At 60.3% G+C, this 17,577-nt stretch carries 15 protein-coding genes and 1 other RNA gene; 13 read left to right on the forward strand and 3 right to left on the reverse strand.

What is annotated here, in order from left to right:
• Window positions 1–187: 187 nt before the first annotated feature.
• The 3 genes from rpsA (at window position 188) to DW003_RS04100 (ending at window position 2,906) form a co-directional block, all read left to right on the forward strand.
• A complete protein-coding gene (gene rpsA / locus DW003_RS04090) occupies window positions 188–1,354 on the forward strand; it encodes a 30S ribosomal protein S1 (protein WP_022095232.1) in 1,167 nt (388 codons plus the stop codon).
• Between the two features lie 326 nt (window positions 1,355–1,680).
• Window positions 1,681–2,042: RNase P RNA component class A (gene rnpB, locus DW003_RS04095), an RNA gene on the forward strand.
• Between the two features lie 225 nt (window positions 2,043–2,267).
• Complete coding sequence (locus DW003_RS04100; protein ID WP_187361892.1) at window positions 2,268–2,906, forward strand: YigZ family protein; 639 nt, start codon at window positions 2,268–2,270, stop codon at window positions 2,904–2,906.
• A 68-nt stretch (window positions 2,907–2,974) separates the two neighbouring features.
• On the opposite strand, the gene DW003_RS04105 is transcribed toward DW003_RS04100, so the two are convergent.
• Window positions 2,975–3,493: a C-GCAxxG-C-C family protein gene (locus tag DW003_RS04105; RefSeq protein ID WP_118387705.1), complete on the reverse strand. Its 519-nt coding sequence runs from the start codon at window positions 3,491–3,493 to the stop codon at window positions 2,975–2,977.
• Window positions 3,494–3,651: 158 nt separating this feature from the next.
• Here DW003_RS04105 and DW003_RS04110 point away from each other — a divergent pair, with 158 nt between their 5' ends.
• The 4 genes from DW003_RS04110 to DW003_RS04125 all read left to right on the forward strand — a co-directional run bounded on the left by DW003_RS04110 (window position 3,652) and on the right by DW003_RS04125 (window position 7,584).
• Entirely contained in the window at window positions 3,652–4,935 is a 1,284-nt protein-coding gene (locus DW003_RS04110; RefSeq protein ID WP_118387707.1) for an O-acetylhomoserine aminocarboxypropyltransferase/cysteine synthase family protein, read from the forward strand.
• Window positions 4,936–5,076: 141 nt separating this feature from the next.
• Window positions 5,077–6,381 carry an MFS transporter gene (locus DW003_RS04115; protein ID WP_118387709.1) on the forward strand — a complete coding sequence of 435 codons (1,305 nt, stop codon included), beginning with the start codon at window positions 5,077–5,079 and terminating at the stop codon, window positions 6,379–6,381.
• 159 nt (window positions 6,382–6,540) lie between these two features.
• Entirely contained in the window at window positions 6,541–7,119 is a 579-nt protein-coding gene (locus DW003_RS04120) for a xanthine phosphoribosyltransferase (RefSeq protein ID WP_118387711.1), read from the forward strand.
• A gap of 84 nt (window positions 7,120–7,203) precedes the next feature.
• Window positions 7,204–7,584 carry a peptide chain release factor-like protein gene (locus DW003_RS04125; RefSeq protein ID WP_370448109.1) on the forward strand — a complete coding sequence of 127 codons (381 nt, stop codon included), beginning with the start codon at window positions 7,204–7,206 and terminating at the stop codon, window positions 7,582–7,584.
• 86 nt (window positions 7,585–7,670) lie between these two features.
• Here DW003_RS04125 and DW003_RS04130 read toward each other — a convergent pair whose 3' ends face one another.
• Both DW003_RS04130 and DW003_RS04135 read right to left on the reverse strand, forming a co-directional pair.
• Entirely contained in the window at window positions 7,671–8,633 is a 963-nt protein-coding gene (locus DW003_RS04130; protein WP_118387713.1) for a diacylglycerol kinase family protein, read from the reverse strand.
• A gap of 87 nt (window positions 8,634–8,720) precedes the next feature.
• Window positions 8,721–10,142 carry a chloride channel protein gene (locus DW003_RS04135; RefSeq protein WP_187361894.1) on the reverse strand — a complete coding sequence of 474 codons (1,422 nt, stop codon included), beginning with the start codon at window positions 10,140–10,142 and terminating at the stop codon, window positions 8,721–8,723.
• A 210-nt stretch (window positions 10,143–10,352) separates the two neighbouring features.
• On the opposite strand from DW003_RS04135, the gene glp reads away from it, so the two are divergent.
• The 6 genes from glp to DW003_RS04165 all read left to right on the forward strand — a co-directional run bounded on the left by glp (window position 10,353) and on the right by DW003_RS04165 (window position 17,479).
• Window positions 10,353–11,615: a gephyrin-like molybdotransferase Glp gene (gene glp, locus DW003_RS04140; protein ID WP_118387715.1), complete on the forward strand. Its 1,263-nt coding sequence runs from the start codon at window positions 10,353–10,355 to the stop codon at window positions 11,613–11,615.
• A 10-nt stretch (window positions 11,616–11,625) separates the two neighbouring features.
• Window positions 11,626–12,105, forward strand: coding sequence for a molybdenum cofactor biosynthesis protein B (locus DW003_RS04145; protein WP_118387717.1), 480 nt, complete (start codon window positions 11,626–11,628; stop codon window positions 12,103–12,105).
• A gap of 203 nt (window positions 12,106–12,308) precedes the next feature.
• Window positions 12,309–13,181, forward strand: a complete 873-nt coding sequence (gene modA, locus DW003_RS04150) for a molybdate ABC transporter substrate-binding protein (RefSeq protein WP_118387719.1) — start codon at window positions 12,309–12,311, stop codon at window positions 13,179–13,181.
• Window positions 13,182–13,249: 68 nt separating this feature from the next.
• Complete coding sequence (gene modB / locus DW003_RS04155; protein ID WP_233545498.1) at window positions 13,250–14,692, forward strand: molybdate ABC transporter permease subunit; 1,443 nt, start codon at window positions 13,250–13,252, stop codon at window positions 14,690–14,692.
• A gap of 3 nt (window positions 14,693–14,695) precedes the next feature.
• On the forward strand, window positions 14,696–15,766 hold the full coding sequence (locus DW003_RS04160) for a sulfate/molybdate ABC transporter ATP-binding protein (RefSeq protein ID WP_118387723.1): 1,071 nt from the start codon (window positions 14,696–14,698) through the stop codon (window positions 15,764–15,766).
• Between the two features lie 429 nt (window positions 15,767–16,195).
• A complete protein-coding gene (locus DW003_RS04165) occupies window positions 16,196–17,479 on the forward strand; it encodes a double-cubane-cluster-containing anaerobic reductase (RefSeq protein ID WP_117584066.1) in 1,284 nt (427 codons plus the stop codon).
• Window positions 17,480–17,577: the final 98 nt, after the last annotated feature.

Raw genomic sequence — 17,577 nt, forward strand, 5'->3', positions numbered from 1 at the left:
ACACGAGTAAAAAAACGCAGTTCACGCTTGAAATCGAACCCATTTCCCCGTAACCTATACGAACGTGATTGCATAAGCGTCACATTAGTATCTGTCGGCTCCCGAGTGTTCCTAAACGTTGTGTGCATGTCGCACCCTTCTGTAGGTCCTAGCAATCGGGGCCCCGTAGTTCGAAAGGGGTCCACCTTTGAGTGAGATTCAGAACTCGTCCATTTTCTCTCTTGACGATGTCAATGAGGAGGAGATGAACAACCTCATCGACGGTACGATTACCGACTTTGATGAGGGCGATCTCGTTAACGGCACTGTCGTTAAGATCGAGCATGACGAGGTGCTCGTTGACATCGGATTCAAGTCCGAGGGCGTTATCCCGGTCCGCGAGCTGTCCATCCGCAAGGACGCTAACCCTGCAGACATCGTTGCACTCGGTGATCCCATCGAGGCTCTGGTTCTCCAGAAGGAGGACAAGGACGGTCGTCTGGTCCTGTCCAAGAAGCGTGCCGAGTACGAGCGTGCTTGGAACCGCATCGAGGAGAAGTTCAACTCCGGCGAGAACGTCGAGGGCGAGGTTATCGAGGTTGTCAAGGGCGGCCTGATCCTCGACATTGGCCTGCGTGGCTTCCTGCCCGCTTCCCTCGTCGACCTCCGTCGCGTCAAGGACCTCACCTCCTACATGGGCACCCGCATCGAGGCTCGCGTCATCGAGATGGACCGCAACCGCAACAACGTCGTCCTCTCCCGTCGCGTCGTGCTCGAGGAGTCCCGTAAGGCCGAGCGCTCCGAGATCCTGTCCAAGCTCAAGTCTGGCATGCGTCTCCAGGGCACCGTTTCCTCCATCGTCGACTTCGGCGCCTTCGTCGACCTCGGCGGTATCGACGGCCTCATCCACATCTCCGAGCTCTCCTGGAACCACGTCAACCATCCTTCCGAGGTTGTCAAGGTCGGCCAGGAGGTCGAGGTCGAGGTTCTCGACGTCGATCTCAATCGCGAGCGCATCTCCCTGGGTCTCAAGCAGACCACCGAGGACCCGTGGCGCGCACTGGTCAAGAAGTACCCCGTCGGCGCTATCGTCGAGGGCACTGTGACCAAGCTTGTCCCGTTCGGCGCTTTCGTCGACCTGGGCGAGGGCATCGAGGGCCTGGTTCACATTTCCGAGATGGCCAACAAGCACGTTGATCAGCCTTCTCAGGTCACCCACGTGGGCGACAAGGTTCAGGTCAAGGTCATGGAGATCGACCTCGACCGTCGTCGTATCTCCCTGTCCATGAAGTCCGCTGCTGAGACTCTGGGCGTCGAGATCGAGGTTACCCCGCTGCCTTCCGAGAAGAAGGACGAGGAGACCGACGCCGAGTAAATCGGTTTGACGATCACTTGTTTTAAGGGATCCGTCCGCAATGGACGGGTCCCTTTTTGCATTTGCTGCTGATGCACGCGATGCTACCCGGGCTGTCCACAGGCTATTGGGTTGTCGGTGCATGAAAAAACGCCGACATCCCGCCTCGGGGAGGAGGCGGGAACGCACCGAGTAGACGGAGGGGTGCGGAGCGCGGTCGCGTCTCGACTGACGACGTTGCCCATCGACGGAACTATTGTAGCGCATGGGTGGTTCTTGGTTTATCGTGTCGAGCGCTTGTGTTGTGCCGTTGCCTGCGGTGGCGGTGTGCTACACTCTTGCACTGCTGAGTGGGCCAGACGGTCGCGCGATGTGCTGCTTGCAGCACGCGTGAGGAAAGTCCGGGCTCCAGAGGGCGGGATGCCGGCTAACGGCCGGGCGGAGTGATCCGACGGAAAGCGCCGCAGAAAAGAAGACTCCCACCTGCGCCGCAAGGCGTAAAGGGAAAAGCTGAAACGGTGGTGTAAGAGACCACCAGCGTCGTGGCAACACGGCGGCTTGGCAAGCCCCATCCGGAGCAAGCGCGAATAGGAACGCTATGGGCCGGCCCGGTCCGCGTTCGGGTAGCGTGCGTGGAGCTGCATGGTAACGTGCAGACAAGATAAATGACCGTTCACGACAGAACCCGGCTTACAAGCCCACTCAGCACTTTGTTGACGCTGCGAACCCGTCAGCGCGGCAATCTGTCTTTCAAGCCTTCGGGCATGACCGTAAGGTCCATGCCCTCGGCTTTCAAGGCACCTTGCTCGCGCTGACGGGTTCTCGCTGTTGGTGACGGATTCATCGGCGGCTCCATTCTTTTCGCCGGGGTTATTGGTACGGCCTTTGCCGTATTATTGAGGCTGTTTGTTGCTTTGCTTGTTGTTGAGGGGCTTTGTTGGACAGCTATTTTACTCTGCAATCGAATATTGAGGCTTCGGGCGAGTTTGTGGACCGCAAGAGCCGGTTTATTGCCCAGCTGGTCCATATTGAGTCCGAGGATGAGGCGAATGCCTTTATCGAGATGGTTCGCAAGCGTCATTACGACGCTCGACACAATGTTCCCGCGTGGATTTTGGTCGATGGACGCGAGCGCCAGAGCGATGACGGTGAGCCGAGCCGCACGAGCGGTATGCCGACGCTCGAGGTGTTGCGCGGCGCAGAGCTCAAAAATGTTTGCTGCGTGGTGACGCGCTATTTTGGTGGCACGCTGTTGGGGCCTGGTGGCTTGGTGCGCGCCTATACCGCTGCGACGCAGGCGGCAGTGGCCGCGGCTCAGGAGGCCGGGCAGATCGTTGAGATGACAAGCGTCGTGCCGGTTGACGTGCGTGTGGCCTATCCGCAGTATGAGCAGGTGCTTCGTTTGGCGCAGGATTCGGGTGCCAAGGTTTTGGATACCGATTACGCGGATGCCGTGACACTTCATTTGGTGTTTAAGGCAGGGGAGCAGGAGCCGTTTTGCGCTAAGATGCGCGAGCTTATGGCGGGGCGCGAGGAGATTGAGGTCGACGCTCCCGAGTTTGCCGAGTTCTAACGGCGACGGCCGGCGTGCTTTTGGATGGATTCCAAGCGCGCCGGCCGTCGTTTTTCTGTTGCTGCCGTTTACTCGGCGAGCTGCTTTAGCACATCGCAGGCAATCTCGACGGCATCGTCGATGCAACCGGGGCAGCTGCGGAGCGGACCCTTATCCGATCCGATACCCTTGAGCGTGCCGCAGACGGTCGTCGTGTTCTTCTCGCCAAAACGCTTGGCAATCTCGCGCGACAGCTTGTAGGTCTGGCCCTTGGTCTTGGGGTTTTCCATGCCGTCGCTCATTACAAAGCCCATGATGGCCACGGCGCCCGAGATGGCGCCGCAGGTTTCGGTCATGCCGCCCATGCCGGCGCCAAAGCCCTCGGTGAGGGCAAAGGCGACCTGGGGGTCGAGCCCGACGGCGGGCGCGAGCGTGCAGGCGACGGCCTGCGCGCAGTTAAAGCCGCGGGCGTGGTACTCAGCAGCCTGAGCCTGACAGGCGTTGATGTCGAGCTGGGCCGTATCGATTTTCTTCATCGTTGTCTCCTTGGTCACGGTGTACCCGCCTATGGTACCCGTGACGGTGCGTGTAATCATCGAGAGCTTCATGTATGCCTCATTTTATCTATCGAGCAAATGTCTAAGGCTTGAGATAAATACCCCTGATTCATTTGTCCCATAACCTACCTTTGGGATGGGTTGAGAGGGGTGCAAGGTAGCGGTATCGTGATCCGAACAAAAATAAAACCCAAGTAAGGGAGATAGATATGAGTGAGCAGACCATCGGTACGACGTGTGTTCAGGGCGGTTATCGCCCGGGTGATGCAGAGCCGCGCCAGGTGCCTATCTACCAGTCAACCACGTGGAAGTACGACACGTCGGAGCACATGGGCAAGCTGTTCGACCTGGAGGAGTCGGGCTACTTCTACAGCCGTCTGCAGAACCCCACGTGCGATTTGGTTGCCGCCAAGATCTGCGAGATGGAGGGTGGCACCGCTGCGATGCTCACGAGCTCGGGCATGGCCGCGAACTTCCTCGCGATCTTTAACGTTGCCGGCGCCGGCGATCACGTGGTCGCGAGCTCTGCCATCTACGGCGGTACCTACAACCTGCTTGCCCATACCATGGGTCGTATGGGCTTGACCTGCACGTTCGTTGCCCCCGACTGCACCGATGAGGAGCTCGAGGCAGCCTTTGAGCCCAACACTAAACTCGTCTTTGGCGAGACGATCGCCAATCCCGCCCTCGCCGTACTCGATATTGAGCGCTTTGCCAAGGCCGCGCATGGCCACGGCGTGCCGCTGATGGTCGACAACACCTTCCCGACCCCCGTGATGTGCCGTCCCTTTGAGTGGGGCGCCGATATCGTTACGCACTCCACCACCAAGTACATGGATGGACATGCTGCCTACCTGGGCGGCGTGATCGTCGACCACGGCCAGTTTGACTGGATGGCCCATGCGGACAAGTTCCCGGGTCTCACCACGCCCGACGAGAGCTACCACGGCGTGACCTATGCCGAGAAGTTCGGTCGCGAGGGCGCCTTCATTACCAAGGCCACCGCGCAGCTCATGCGCGACCTTGGCCCCATGCAGAACCCGCAGGCGGCGTTCTTCTTGAACAGCTCGCTCGAGAGCCTGCATGTGCGCATGCCGCGTCATTGCGAGAACGGTCTGGCCGTTGCCAAGTTCCTGCAGAGCCATCCCAAGGTGCGATTCGTGAGCTATCCGGGCCTGGAGGGCGACAAGTACTATGACATGGCTCAGAAGTACATGCCCAACGGTACCTGCGGCGTTGTGAGCTTTGGCTTTAACGGTGGTCGCGCGGCGGCCGAGACCTTTATGAAGAGCCTCAAGCTCGCTCAGATCGCCACGCATGTGGCAGACGCCCGCACCTGCTGCCTGCATCCCGCTAACGCTACGCACCGCCAGATGAACGATGAAGAGCTTATCGCTTGCGGCATCTCCGCCGACATGGTGCGCCTGTCGTGCGGCCTCGAGGACACGGCCGATCTGATTGCCGACCTTGAGCAGGCGCTCGAGCAGTGCTAGGCTAGCGTTCGCACAAGGCGCCGATCCCGGCAGAAAGCTTCGGCGATCTTTCGTTCCGATTCCGTAGGCGGGACCCCAATCGCGACTGTTTGCAGGCGATTGGGGCCCCGTTTTTGCGTTGCGCCACTCGAAAGGATGGATATGGAGAAAACCGCAGAGCAGCTGCGTCGTGAGCACATTGCGCTTGAGGGCGACACCCATGGCAAGAACAAATGGGCGATTCTGTTTACGGTACTCATCATGACGTTTATGGTGTGTCTTGATTCGACCGTCGTGACCGTGGCGCTGCCCGTGATGCAAAAGGAGCTGGGCGTGGGCCTCGACCGCATCCAGCTGGTGAGCTCGGTGTACCTGCTTGCGACGTGCGTGGCTATGCTGCCGTTTGGTCGCTTGGGTGACGTGCGCGGCAAGGTGGGCGTATTCCAGCTGGGTGTCATCGTCTTTTCGGTCGGTTCGCTGCTGTGCGGTCTTTCGGCCTCGCTCGAAGTTCTTATTCTGGCACGCATTGTGCAGGGAGTCGGTTGCGCGGCGGCCATGGCCAACAACATGGGTATCATCACCGAGTCGTTTCCGGCGCGCGAGCGCGGTCGTGCCATGGGTATTCTTGCGACCTTCGTAGCCCTCGGCATGATGTGTGGCCCCGTGCTCGGCGGCATGCTGGTGGCAAGCTTTCCCTGGGAGAGCATCTTTCTCATCAATCTGCCCATTGGCGTCATCTCGTTTATCGTGGGGCTCTACACGCTGCCGCATGTTAAGCCGGAGGCCGGTGAGCGCCCCATGTCCCTGATTGAGGCTGCTCGCCGCTGCTTTGCAAATCCGGCCTTCACTATCAACCTTGCCTGCATGCTCATCGTGTTTGTTGGCATTGGCGCATCCGAGTTTATCCTGCCGTTCTATTTGCAGGACGCCCACGGCTTTGGTTCCGACATCTCCGGACTACTCTTTTTGGCGCTACCGATGGTGAATGCCTTTATCGGGCCGCTTTCGGGTGCGGTTTCGGATCGTCTTGGCTGCGAGGGCCCCACGGCGGTCGGCCTGGGCGTGTACGTGTGTGGCCTCCTTGCGGTAAGCACGCTCGACGAGCGCTCTTCTATTCCTGTGATCGTGTGCTGCGTCGCGTTTATGTCGTGCGGTACGTCGATTTTTCAGAGCCCCAATAACTCGCTGTATATGGGCTCGGCTCCGCGCGAAGCACTTGGCTTTGCGGGCAGCCTGGGTAGCCTTGCGCGCTATGCTGGCATGGCACTCGGCATTACGGTGGCGTCGAATATCCTGTATGGGCAGATGAGCGTGGCGATGGGCGAGGCCGTGACCAGCTTTGTTACAGGCCGTCCGGATGTGTTCCTGTTTGGCTTTCGCTCGGTGTTCTACGTGCTCATGGCTGTGGTCACTGTGGGCTTTGCGCTCGCCATGGTGCGTTTGGTGAAGATGCGCGCCCGCCATTAACTTGTGGGGGCAGGCTTGCCATGAATCGGGCCTATCGACTGGTCTTGCGGCTTTATGGTGCGCAGGGGCTTATGGGGCGGGCGGGGGTCGGTCCGTGGTAGACTATCGAACAACGTTTATTAATCGCGCGGTATCGTTGCCGCGAGAAGGGGTTGCGCCATGCAGGAGCTTGAGGATCGTATTCGCCGTGACGGCATCGTAAAGGCCGGTAACGTCCTTAAGGTTGATGCCTTCCTCAACCACCAGTGCGACGTTGAGCTGTTCGACCACATGGGCGCTGAGTGGGCCCGTCTGTTCAAGGATGTCGAGATCAACAAGATCCTGACGATTGAGGCTTCGGGCATTGGTATGGCCTGCATAGCGGCTCAGCATTTTGGCGGCGTGCCGGTGGTCTTTGCCAAGAAGGCGCAGTCCATCAACCTTGACGGCGAACAGTATGCCACGACCATCTACTCCTTTACCAAGCAAAAGGAGTACCCGGTCATCGTGGGCAAGCGCTTCCTGTCCGAGGGCGACAAGGTCCTGATCATCGACGACTTTTTGGCCAACGGCTGTGCACTCGAGGGTCTTATCAAGATCTGCGAGGCTGCGGGTGCTGAGGTGTCCGGTATTGGCATTGCCGTGGAGAAGGGTTTCCAGGGCGGCGGCGATAAGCTCCGCGAGCGCGGCTTTCGCGTTGAGAGCCTGGCCCGTATCGCCGATATGGACTGCGAGAACGGCGAGATCACCTTCGCCTAAGCGCGCAACACAAGCGATTGGTATGCGATGTGACAAAGGGGATCTCCCTTTGTCACATTTTTTTGTATGAGGGGAGGTGTTGATATGGATGAGAACACGATGGGATGGCGCGAGTATGCGCGCTATGCCGAGATGTCGGTCGAGGAGTTGGCGCGCGATTGCGAGGTGCAGGTGTTTCGCGCGACGGGTCCGGGCGGACAGGGCGTGAACACGACGGACTCGGCGGTACGCATAAAACATATCCCTTCGGGGATTATCGTGACGGCGCGTGAGAGCCGCAGTCAGTTCCAAAACCGTAGCAGCTGCCTGCGTAAGCTGCGCGCTGAGCTTGAGCGTCGCGGGCGTCCACCGCGCCGACGCGTAAAGACCAAGGTGCCTCGGCGCTCTCGCCAGCGCAGGCTCAATGACAAGCACTTCAATGCCATTAAAAAGGCCAACCGTCGCAGGCCGTGCAGCGACGAATAGCTTCCTCACAAGTTGCGGTGAAATAGGGACTATTTTTCGGCTTTAGCTGCATAAACAGTCCCTATTTCACCGCAACTTAGGTGGGGTTAGCGGGTTGGGTGCCAGACGTGGAGGGCGCCTGCGAGGATGTCCACCTCGATGCGCGAGGCGACAATGGGCTCGCCGTCGGCCTGAATGGGGTAGTCGGGCTCCTCAAAGGTGAGCTCGGCGTGGCGGCAGCGGCGCATGCGAACCGGCGGCAGCCTGGTATGGTGGCCGTCCTTGGCCGAAAGAAACATAGGCAAGGCAACCGCGCGAGGGACGGGGCCGCAAGCGTAGCAGACGTCGAGCATGCCGTCACAGGGGTCGGCATCGGGGCAGATGCGATAGCCCGAGCCATACGTGGGGCCAAGCTGGATGGCCATAATAATCGCGCGTACGCGCTCGGCGGGCGCGCGATCAAAGCTGATGGTCATGGGGTAGTTGCGATAGCGCAGGCCAAACTGCTCAAGTCCCGAGAGGGTGTAGAGCGGAGCGCCCGTCAAGCCCGTCTTTTCGCGCAGCTCGGTGGTGCCCAGGCCGATGGCGGCATCGATACCGACGGAGAGCGTCTGGTCGTAATACTCGACGATCGCCTCGCCGCTGCCGCTTGCGGGGTTCCATGAGCGAATGCGTCCGATATCCTGATGCTGCAGCTCGCAGGTGAGCAGCGCGCCAAAATCTTTGCCGGAGAAATCGTCGATACCGAGCGTTTGGGCAAAATCATTGCCGGAGCCTACAGGCAGGACGGCAAGCGCCGGTCGAACCGCCTCTTCTTGCGCCATCAAGCCATTGACGACCTCGTGGATCACGCCGTCGCCGCCGAGGGCGATAATCGTGCGGTAGCCCTGGGCCTGTGCGGCAAGTACCTTGGCATGTCCCATGCGCTCGGTCAGCACCAGGTCAAACTGGGATGCGCGCGCGGTCATATCCAAAAAGCGCTGCAGGCGCTCGGCAACCTCGTGCGCGGCGCCCGACTGGGCGGCAGGATTGGCGATGATGAGCGTGCGACCAAAATCAGTTGCGTGCATGGGGCGACTCCCGGCGTATGACGTGACGGTGCGGTCGCGCTCAGGTCAAATTGCCCCCGATTGTGGCTGCACGGCGAATACTAACGTCTACTCTATCAGGTCGTTGTGGCGCTCGATAGCCTCTGCCACCGTGTGGCCCTCGTCCACAATAAGCGAACGGCGTTTAGGCGAGACAATACGCTGCGCGGGATATACGCCGCGGTGGCCGCCGACGAGATAGCTAATAAACGAAACGATGACAAAGAAGCCCGCGGCCGTTCCATGGAACAGGTCGATGGCCATCATGCAGGTGGTGATGGGCACGTTGAGGCCGGCGCAGAACACACCGAGCATGCCGAGGGCCGCCACAAAGCTCGGGTCGAGCCCGGTGAGGCATCCGATCCATCCGCCGAGCGCCGCACCGATGCCGAACAGGGGCGTGACCTCGCCGCCTTGGAAGCCGGCGCCCAGGGTGAGCGCCGTCACCACGAGCTTGATGGCGGCGTCGGAAAGGGTCGTGTTACCGGCAAACCCGACGCCCGAGAGCCAGGTGGCAAGGCCGGCATACTTCCAGGCGTCGAGCATTGCGTAGGCCGCGAGCACCACGAGCGCGCCCACGAGTGCGCGAACGAGGTAATTGGTGATAAAGCGACCGTACAGGCTCTTGACGGTTCGAACCGACCAGGCAAAGAGGCGTGCGGTGAGACCAAAGATAATGGCGCTGACAACAACGATGGCAACCGTCCGCGGCGTCATGTCGGGGACGCTGGCGATAACATTCGCCTCATACTCGGTACCTAGGGCGAGTGATGTAAAGTAGCCGGTAAACGATGCGACCAGGCAGTAGATGCCCGCGGTGTAGTCGATCTTGCCGATAAAGCACATCTCCATGCCAAAGAAAGCTCCGGCAAGGGGCGAGCCGAATACGGCGCCAAAGGCCGACGAGATGCCGGCGAGCATGAGGTCGTGGTGGTCATGCTTTTTGAGGTGGGCGAGGTTCGAGATGTTGCTGGCGATAGTGCCGCCAATCTGCACCGCGGCTCCCTCGCGACCGGCCGATCCGCCCGTTAGGTGCGTGAGCGTGGAGCAGACGAAGGTGAGGACGGCCATGCGCATATGGATGAGACGTGTGCCCAGGGCGGAGTCAATGACCAGGTTGTTGCCACGCTTGGCGGCGAGACCGTGGTTCTTGTAGACCCACGCGGTGGCCATGCCCACGATGGGGAGCAGGGCGAACACCCACGCGTGGTGCTCGCGATAATCGGTCGCGATATTCAGCGAGGCCAAAAACGCCCAAGCGGCAACGCCCATGGCGAGTGAGACGATAACTACGAGCGCGAGCAGCTTGGCGCTTGCGAGCATGTTGCGGGCATTGCGGCGCGTGTCTGCAGCCAAGAGCTGCTCGGAGCGGGTTAGTTGATGCCTGCCTGCCGTGATGACGTCGTTTAGGGAGAAAAGACCGCCGTCGTCGAACGGTTGGGAATGATCCTGCGCTTCGTTTGCGCTTTCGGGTTTGTCGGTAAAAGCCATACGTTCCTCTTTTAGGTTGCAACGCAAGCATTATAGAACGTGTCAAACGTGACAAATCGGCAGGTTGGTTTTGTTTCTGTTTCGCGGCTTGCGGCCGACAGATGTATTCGAGAACGTGGGTCATGTCGCCGCCGTGCAGCGGGGGATTATACTGAGATAAACATAATGAATCGGCGCCCGTGATGTGCGCCGCGGATTAAAGAGGTACATGTGGCAGAGGAACTCATGCGGCTGGAGGACGCCCAGGCGATTGTCCTTTCACAGATGCAAATGACGGAAGTTGTCGAGATTCCCGTATGGCAGGCCGCCGGCCTTCCCTTGGCCGAGGACGCGGTGGCCGATATCGATATCTCGCCGTTTGCCAACAGCGCTATGGACGGATACGCCGTGCGCTCGGCGGACTTGGCGCAGGCATCTGGCGAGGCGCCGGTGACGCTCGACGTTATCGGACACGAGGCCGCGGGCCATGTGTTTAAGGGCGCAATCGGCGCGGGCGAGACAGTCCGCATCATGACAGGCGCGCCGGTGCCCGGGGGCGCGGATGCCGTGGTGAAGTACGAGATCGTCGATGTGCTCGACGGCGACGGCAACGAGGACTCGCATGTGAGCTTTTCGGCGCCTGCTAAAGTGGGGGAGAACGTTCGCTCTGCCGCCGAGGAGGCCCATGCCGGCGACGTCGTGATGCGTGCTGGCGAGGTTGTGGCCCCGGCCGGCGCCGGCTTGTTGGCGAGCGCCGGGTATGCGAGCGTGAAGGTGCATGCCGCCCCGCGCGTGGGCATTATCTCGCTGGGGACGGAACTGGTCGCGCCGAGTGAGCTGCCGGCGCGCGGGCAGATTCGCGATTCCAACTCCTCGGCGTTAATGGCCGAGGCGCTCGATGCCGGGGCAGATCCGGTGTTCTTTGGCATCGCTCCCGATGATGAGCAGGCGATTGCCGAGCTTGTGCATCGCGCCACGCGAGAGTGCGATTTTGTCATTACGAGTGGTGGCGCCTCGGCGGGCGATTACGACTACGTGACGGCGCTCGTCCGGCGCGAGGGCGAGGTGTTGTTCGATCGCATCTCGATGCGTCCGGGCAAGGCCATCACGTTTGGCCTGCTCGGGGGTAAGCCCTACCTGGGGCTTTCAGGCAATCCGGCCGCGGCGTATGTAGGGTTTGAGATGCTTGCCCGCCCGGCGATTCGCAAGATGCGCGGCTTTGCCGAGGGCGTGCGTCCCGTGCAGCAGGCGACGCTCACGCACGGCGTGAAAAAGCGACAGCATCGCCGTTTCTTCGATCGCGCCACGGTTTTGCGCGACCCCGAGACCGGTGAGCTGTTGGTGACCGAGGCCAAGACGCAGAATTCGGCGCTGCTCGGCACGATGCAACGGGCCAACTGCCTGCTGCGTACTGACGAAGGACCGTGCGAGCTCAAGGCGGGCGACGTCGTGGACGTTGTGCGTGTCGACTTGCCTGAGGGAACGGTGCTATAGGAGGATCGCTATGGAGTTGAAGATTTCGATCGTGACGTGCTCGGATACGCGCGATCTTGCGCAGGACGAGGCGGGTGCCGCACTCGAGGACCTTATCGAGACGCAGGGATGGACGGTCGCCTCACATGTGGTCGTGCGCGACGACGTCAGTGAGATCGGTGATGCCATTGTGGAAGCTGCCGATGAGTGCCACGCCAATGTCGTGCTCACCTGCGGCGGCACGGGGCTTTCGATGCGCGACGTGACGCCCGAGGCGACGCGTGCCGTTTGCGACCGCGATGTGCCGGGTATTGCCGAGGCAATCCGTGCGTACTCTATGACCAAGACGCGCCGCGCCATGCTCTCGCGCGCTATTTGCATGCAACGAGGTCATACACTTGTCGTAAACTTTCCCGGTTCTACGAAGGCCGCCCGCGAAAGCTGGGAGGCCATTGCGGACCAGCTGGAGCATGCGGCTCATATGACAGCGGGCGGTGGACATACCAACTAAGCGGTTTACCTGCGGCGGGGCGACCTGAACGGCTGCTCCGCTTTTGTTTTCCGCCGAAGCGACGCCGAGGTGCACGGTAACTTGAAACTATATTCTCAGACGAGAATAATTTTTCAGAATCATTATTCGCACCGAAGTATAATCTAATTACAGAATAAAGCCTGCGGCGAGGTGCCCGGGTGTATCGTTCGAAAGGGTTGAACATGTTCGATATGGTTTCTCGCCGCGGATTCGTCTCGCTCTCTGCTTTCGCCGCTGCCGGCCTTGGTCTTGCCGGCTGTTCGGGCAGCAAGACGTCCGAGCCGGCCGGATCAGATGCCGGTTCTGCTAAGGCATCTTCCAAGAAAGCTGTCGAGCTGCAGGTCTTTGCCGCCAACTCGCTCGAGAAGGCTCTGCCCGAGGTTCAGGAGCTTTACACCGAGCAGACCGGCACCACCTTTGCCGACACGCAGTTTAAGGCCTCCGGCGACCTCGTCGAGCAGATGCGTGCCGGCGCCACGGCCGATGTGCTCATCACCGCTTCCAAGGGCACCATGGATGACGCCGAAGCCGCCGAGCTCGTCGACACCGACACCCGTGAGGATATGTTCGTCAACGACCTTGTGATCATTCGCGCCGAGGGCTCCGATACCAAGGTCGAGGCCATCGCCGACGTTGCGAACCTGGACGGCAAGATCGCCATCGGCGACGCCAAGACCGTTCCCGCCGGCAAGTATGCTAACCAGGCGCTGGCTTCCGTGGGCCTCTACACCGGTACCGAGGGTGATGATGGCGAGTACGCACCCGAGATCGCCGACAAGGTCGCACTGGCAGACAAAGTTGGTACCGCCGCCGCCTATGTGTCCACAGGCGACTGCGTGGCCGGTTTTGTCTACAGCTCTGACATCTTCCGCTACGACGGCATCGAGGAGGCCTTCGTGTGCCCCGAGGATTCGCACAAGCCCATCGTGTACCCGGGTGCCGTTGCCGAGAGCTCCGAGCACGCCGACGAGGCCAAGGCGTTCATCGACTTCTGTCTGACCAACAAGAAAGCGCAGAAGATTTGGGCTAAGTACGGCTTTGAGCTTTCCGCGTAGTGCGGCTTGGCGCGATAATTCCATCGTTTTGTGTTTCACTCCGTCCTTGTATTCGCTTGGAGCTTTTCGTGCTTAAAAGATTCCGCATGCTTGTCGCCTGTGCTTTGACCCTCGCGCTTTGCTGGGTGCCGGGATTTGCGTTTGCTGGGGACGCTGAGGACGGGGCCCAGGTTGCTGCGACCGCTCATGGGCTTTCCTATGGGATCGAGGGTTTTGAGCGGTTGGCCAAGGGGACCGCTCGTGCCATGGAGGGCCAGCCTGAGGGCTACCGGTTTCCCGTTGACGAGGACGTGGACCTTGTAGTGGCGCCCGCTGCCGATCGCGTTGTGGTGTGGATATCGCCCGAGGTGGTCGAGAAGTATGGATTGGATCCGCAGGACAACGAATGCGTATCGGGTCTCAAGGCCCTCGTCTGTAAGCTCGACAGCGCAAACTGCATGGGAGGTGCGCAGCTGGGGGACGTTGATCTTCCTTGGTATGTTACGGCGGAAACAACGTTTGATGCCGGCGGGTATACCTATGGCTTTGACGAGCGCGGTGCGGATGGGGATCGCTATGTGGTGATTGCATCGGCCTCGGGTGATGCCAAGGGCGGCGCGCGTTGGCTTGATAGCGCTCAAATGATAGAGGCATCGTCTGTCGTGTTGCGGGATGAGCAGGGGCCCTTGGCCTCTCTGGCTTCCTTTTTAGGCGGCATCGACTACCGCCCGTTTTGGGTGTCCATAAAAACGAGCGGCCTTGCCCTGGTGATCTCCTTTGCACTGGGCCTGTTTGCCGCGTGGAAGACTATGGGTACCTCGAGTCGCATCAAGGGCCTGCTCGATTCGGTCTTTACGATTCCTATGGTGCTGCCGCCCACGGTCTGCGGCTTTCTGCTCCTCATGCTGTTTGGCCGCTCGACCGGGGTGGGCCAATGGCTCATCGCGCACGGCATCTCGATCGTCTTTACCTGGCCCGCGGCGGTCATCTCGGCTGTCGTTGTGTCGTTTCCGCTGGTCTACCGCACGGCGCTCGGAGCTTTCGAGAGCCTCGACACGCAGATGCTCGACGCCGCGCGAACCTTGGGGTGGTCCGAACGTCGCATCTTTGCCAAGCTCATGATGCCGCTCGGCTGGCCCTCCATCGCCGCCGGCGCGGTGCTTGCCTTTGCCCGCGCGATGGGCGAGTTTGGCTGTACCCTGTTCTTTGCGGGCAACTACGCCGGCATCACGCAGACCATCCCTATCGCCATCTACTTTGAGTGGATGGGCGGCAACACGTCGGTGGCCCTCTTTTGGGTCGCCATCGTTATCGTGTTCAGTTTCCTGGTCATCCTGTTCATCAACATGTACACGGCGCATTCGCAAAAGTATCGCGAGCGCGGCCTCTCCCGCGCGGAGCGCAAGCAGGCCATGCAGCTGGGCGGTCAGACCGATTCGCTCGACCCGGTGGGCGGCGATGCCTTGCGCATCGATCGCGAGGCGCTGGCCGAGCTTATGCGCGATGACGCGGCACCTCAGGGAGGTCGATAAGCTATGTCGCTCGTTTTGGATATCAAAAAACGCTATCCCGGTTTTATGCTCGACATGCAGCTTGAGGCCGGCGAGGAGCGTGTGGCGCTCCTGGGTGCCTCGGGTTGCGGCAAGAGCTGCACGTTGCGCTGCATTGCCGGCGTGGAGACACCCGACGAGGGGAAGATCGTCGTCAACGGCGTGACCTTTTTTGACTCGGTGGCGGGCATCAATCTGTCGCCCCAGGAGCGAAAATGCGCCCTGATGTTTCAAAACTATCAGCTGTTCCCCAATATGACGGTGGCCGATAACGTGTGCGCCGGCGTTGAGGGTGCAGGCGACGCCGCGGCGCGTAAAAAACTTGCCGAGCGTTACCTGGGCATCTTTGGCCTAGCCGATTTCGCCGACCGCTATCCCGCGCGCCTCTCGGGCGGCCAGCAGCAGCGCGTGGCGCTCGCGCGCATGGTGGCGGCGCACCCAGGCATCTTTATGTTTGACGAGCCCATGAGCGCGCTCGATGCTTACCTCAAGAGCGCGCTCGAGCAGAACATGCTCGACCTGTTCGACGTGTGCAACCGCACCGTGCTCTACGTGAGCCACGACATCGACGAAGCGTGCCGCCTGTGCCAGCGCATCTGCGTGATGCACAACGGGCACGTTGAAGAGATCGGTTCTGTCGAGGATGTGGTTCGCCGCCCGCAGACACTGGCGGCGCTGCGCCTGACGGGCTGCAAGAACACAAGCCGGGCGCGCAAGATCGGCGACGAAGAAGTTGAGGCCCTCGACTGGGGCATGACCTTTAACGTGGGACGCGAGGTTCCCGATGACGTGGCGTACCTGGGGATTCGCGCAAGTTACTTCCATGTTGACAATCGTGCCGAGCGGGGCCGCAACAGCTACGATTTGCACGTGGCCCGTGTGAGTGATTCGCGCTTTGAGCGGCTGGTGCTGTTGGACGTGCCACGTGTTGATGCACCCACGCGTCTGCAGTGGAAGGTCAACAAGGTGAGCGTGCCTGTAGAGGAGTTGCCGCAGGCGGGGGAGACCTTGCGCATGCATTTTGATGCGAGCAGGATTCATTTGGTTTGTCGATAGCGCCGGGTAATGCCGTCGGGGATATAAGCCTCGGCGGCTTTGTTTTTGCCGTTCGTCGAATGAGAGATGACAAACTCTTATCAATCAGGATAATAATTTATTAAAGGCGGCACACGACGCTGTCGTACGAATGTCAACGGTGTTCGCATGGTCGATGACCGTTGATATAGTTGACCTTAACTTGTAAAGGAGGGTGCGCACATGCCGCAGACGACATACATTTGCCGCGTTGCCGCGCGTGCCCTATATATCGCTCGGAGCCGCATATGAGCAGGTATGTTCACGGCTCCGGGAGAGACGACGCACAACTAAATAGTCAACCGCAAAGCAGGTTCCCCAAAATTCCGGGCTTGAGCACGGCAGGGCAATCGCCGCCCGTCGTGCATCGATATCGCTGTTATCCGTTTTTGGTTCGAGAGGGGAACCGTCATGGCTGAAGAATTTGATTTCCATCCGATGTGGGAGAGCCTCGGCATGAATCTTGCCGACCACGACATGCTGCTGGGCGCCGTGGGCCAGATGTACGGCGATATGTTCTTGACGCAGAACAATCGCCCCAAGTCCACGTCCTACCTGGACTTTGTGGCCACCAACATCCACAGCGGCCGTATTAAGGAGATGCTCGACAAGAAGGAGGCCGGCGAGGCCACCAAGATCGTCGGTTCGTTCTGCGTGTACGTGCCCGAGGAGATTGTGCTTGCCTGCGACGGTATTCCCGTGGGCCTGTGCTCGGGTGCCGATTGGGCAACCGATAAGGTCGAGGAGCATCTGCCGCGCAACACCTGCCCGCTTATCAAGAGCTTTGCCGGCTTTAAGCTGGGCGAGGTCTGCCCCTACATTGAGTCGAGTGACTTGGTGGTAGGCGAGAACACCTGCGATGGCAAGAAGAAAGCCTACGAGTTCTTTGCCACGCAAAAGAACATGTACGTCATGGATATTCCCAACGTACACGACGAGTCGACGCTCGTGACCTGGAAGGCCGAGGTCAAGAAGCTCGCCGCCAAGATCGAGGAAGAGTGCGGCGTCACGATTACGCCCGAGCGTCTGAAGGCCGCCATCCACGCCGTCAATGAGAAGCGTCGCGCCCTGCAGCGCCTCGCTGCCACGCGCGCTGCCGACCCTGCGCCCATCAGCGGTCTTGACAGCCTGCTGACCGTTCAGGCCGCCTTTATGGACGACACGCCACGTCTGACCGGAGCCATTAACGATATGGCGGCTGAGTGCGAGCAGCGTGTCGAGGCCGGCGAGGGCGTGGCGCCCAAGGGGACCAAGCGCATCCTGTACACCGGCACGCCCATGGCCGTGCCCAACTGGAAGCTGTTCAACCTCATCGAGAAAGCCGGCGGCGTTGTGGTAGGCGAGGAGTCCTGCACGGGCTCGCGCTACTACAAGGACCTGGTCGACGAGTCCGGTGAGACGGTGGACGAGATGCTCGATGCCATCGCCGAGCGCTACTTTAAGATCAACTGCGCCGTCTTTACGCCCAACGACCAGCGTATGAAGGACATTGTCCAGATGGCCAAGGACCTGCATGCCGACGGCATTGTCGACGTGGCCCTGCAGTTCTGCACGCTCTACGAGATGGAGTCGTTTGCCGTGGAGAAGGCCGCCGAGGAAGCCGGCATTCCGTTTATGCACATCACGACCGACTACGCCGGTGAGGATGCAGGCCAACTGCAAACCAGGATCGAGGCCTTCCTGGAAACCATTTAGGGCTATCCGTCCCGGCGGCTTTCCCAGGCATCCGATCTTGCCGTTCAAACCGTCGCTTGCGTGCGAAAGTACGCGGCGCGTCTCTTTCACGGCAACCT

This window comes from Collinsella sp. AF36-3AT (assembly GCF_003475205.1).
Classification (GTDB): domain Bacteria; phylum Actinomycetota; class Coriobacteriia; order Coriobacteriales; family Coriobacteriaceae; genus Collinsella; species Collinsella aerofaciens_AF.

Coding starts and splice junctions, on each gene's coding strand:
- DW003_RS04125 (WP_370448109.1), top strand. CDS start 7,204: ATGGATGAGAACACGATGGGATGGCGCGAGTATGCGCGCTATGCCGAG.
- DW003_RS04160 (WP_118387723.1), top strand. CDS start 14,696: ATGTCGCTCGTTTTGGATATCAAAAAACGCTATCCCGGTTTTATGCTC.
- DW003_RS04115 (WP_118387709.1), top strand. CDS start 5,077: ATGGAGAAAACCGCAGAGCAGCTGCGTCGTGAGCACATTGCGCTTGAG.
- DW003_RS04145 (WP_118387717.1), top strand. CDS start 11,626: ATGGAGTTGAAGATTTCGATCGTGACGTGCTCGGATACGCGCGATCTT.
- DW003_RS04105 (WP_118387705.1), bottom strand. CDS start 3,493: ATGAAGCTCTCGATGATTACACGCACCGTCACGGGTACCATAGGCGGG.
- DW003_RS04130 (WP_118387713.1), bottom strand. CDS start 8,633: ATGCACGCAACTGATTTTGGTCGCACGCTCATCATCGCCAATCCTGCC.
- DW003_RS04135 (WP_187361894.1), bottom strand. CDS start 10,142: ATGGCTTTTACCGACAAACCCGAAAGCGCAAACGAAGCGCAGGATCAT.
- DW003_RS04120 (WP_118387711.1), top strand. CDS start 6,541: ATGCAGGAGCTTGAGGATCGTATTCGCCGTGACGGCATCGTAAAGGCC.
- modA (WP_118387719.1), top strand. CDS start 12,309: ATGTTCGATATGGTTTCTCGCCGCGGATTCGTCTCGCTCTCTGCTTTC.
- DW003_RS04165 (WP_117584066.1), top strand. CDS start 16,196: ATGGCTGAAGAATTTGATTTCCATCCGATGTGGGAGAGCCTCGGCATG.
- DW003_RS04110 (WP_118387707.1), top strand. CDS start 3,652: ATGAGTGAGCAGACCATCGGTACGACGTGTGTTCAGGGCGGTTATCGC.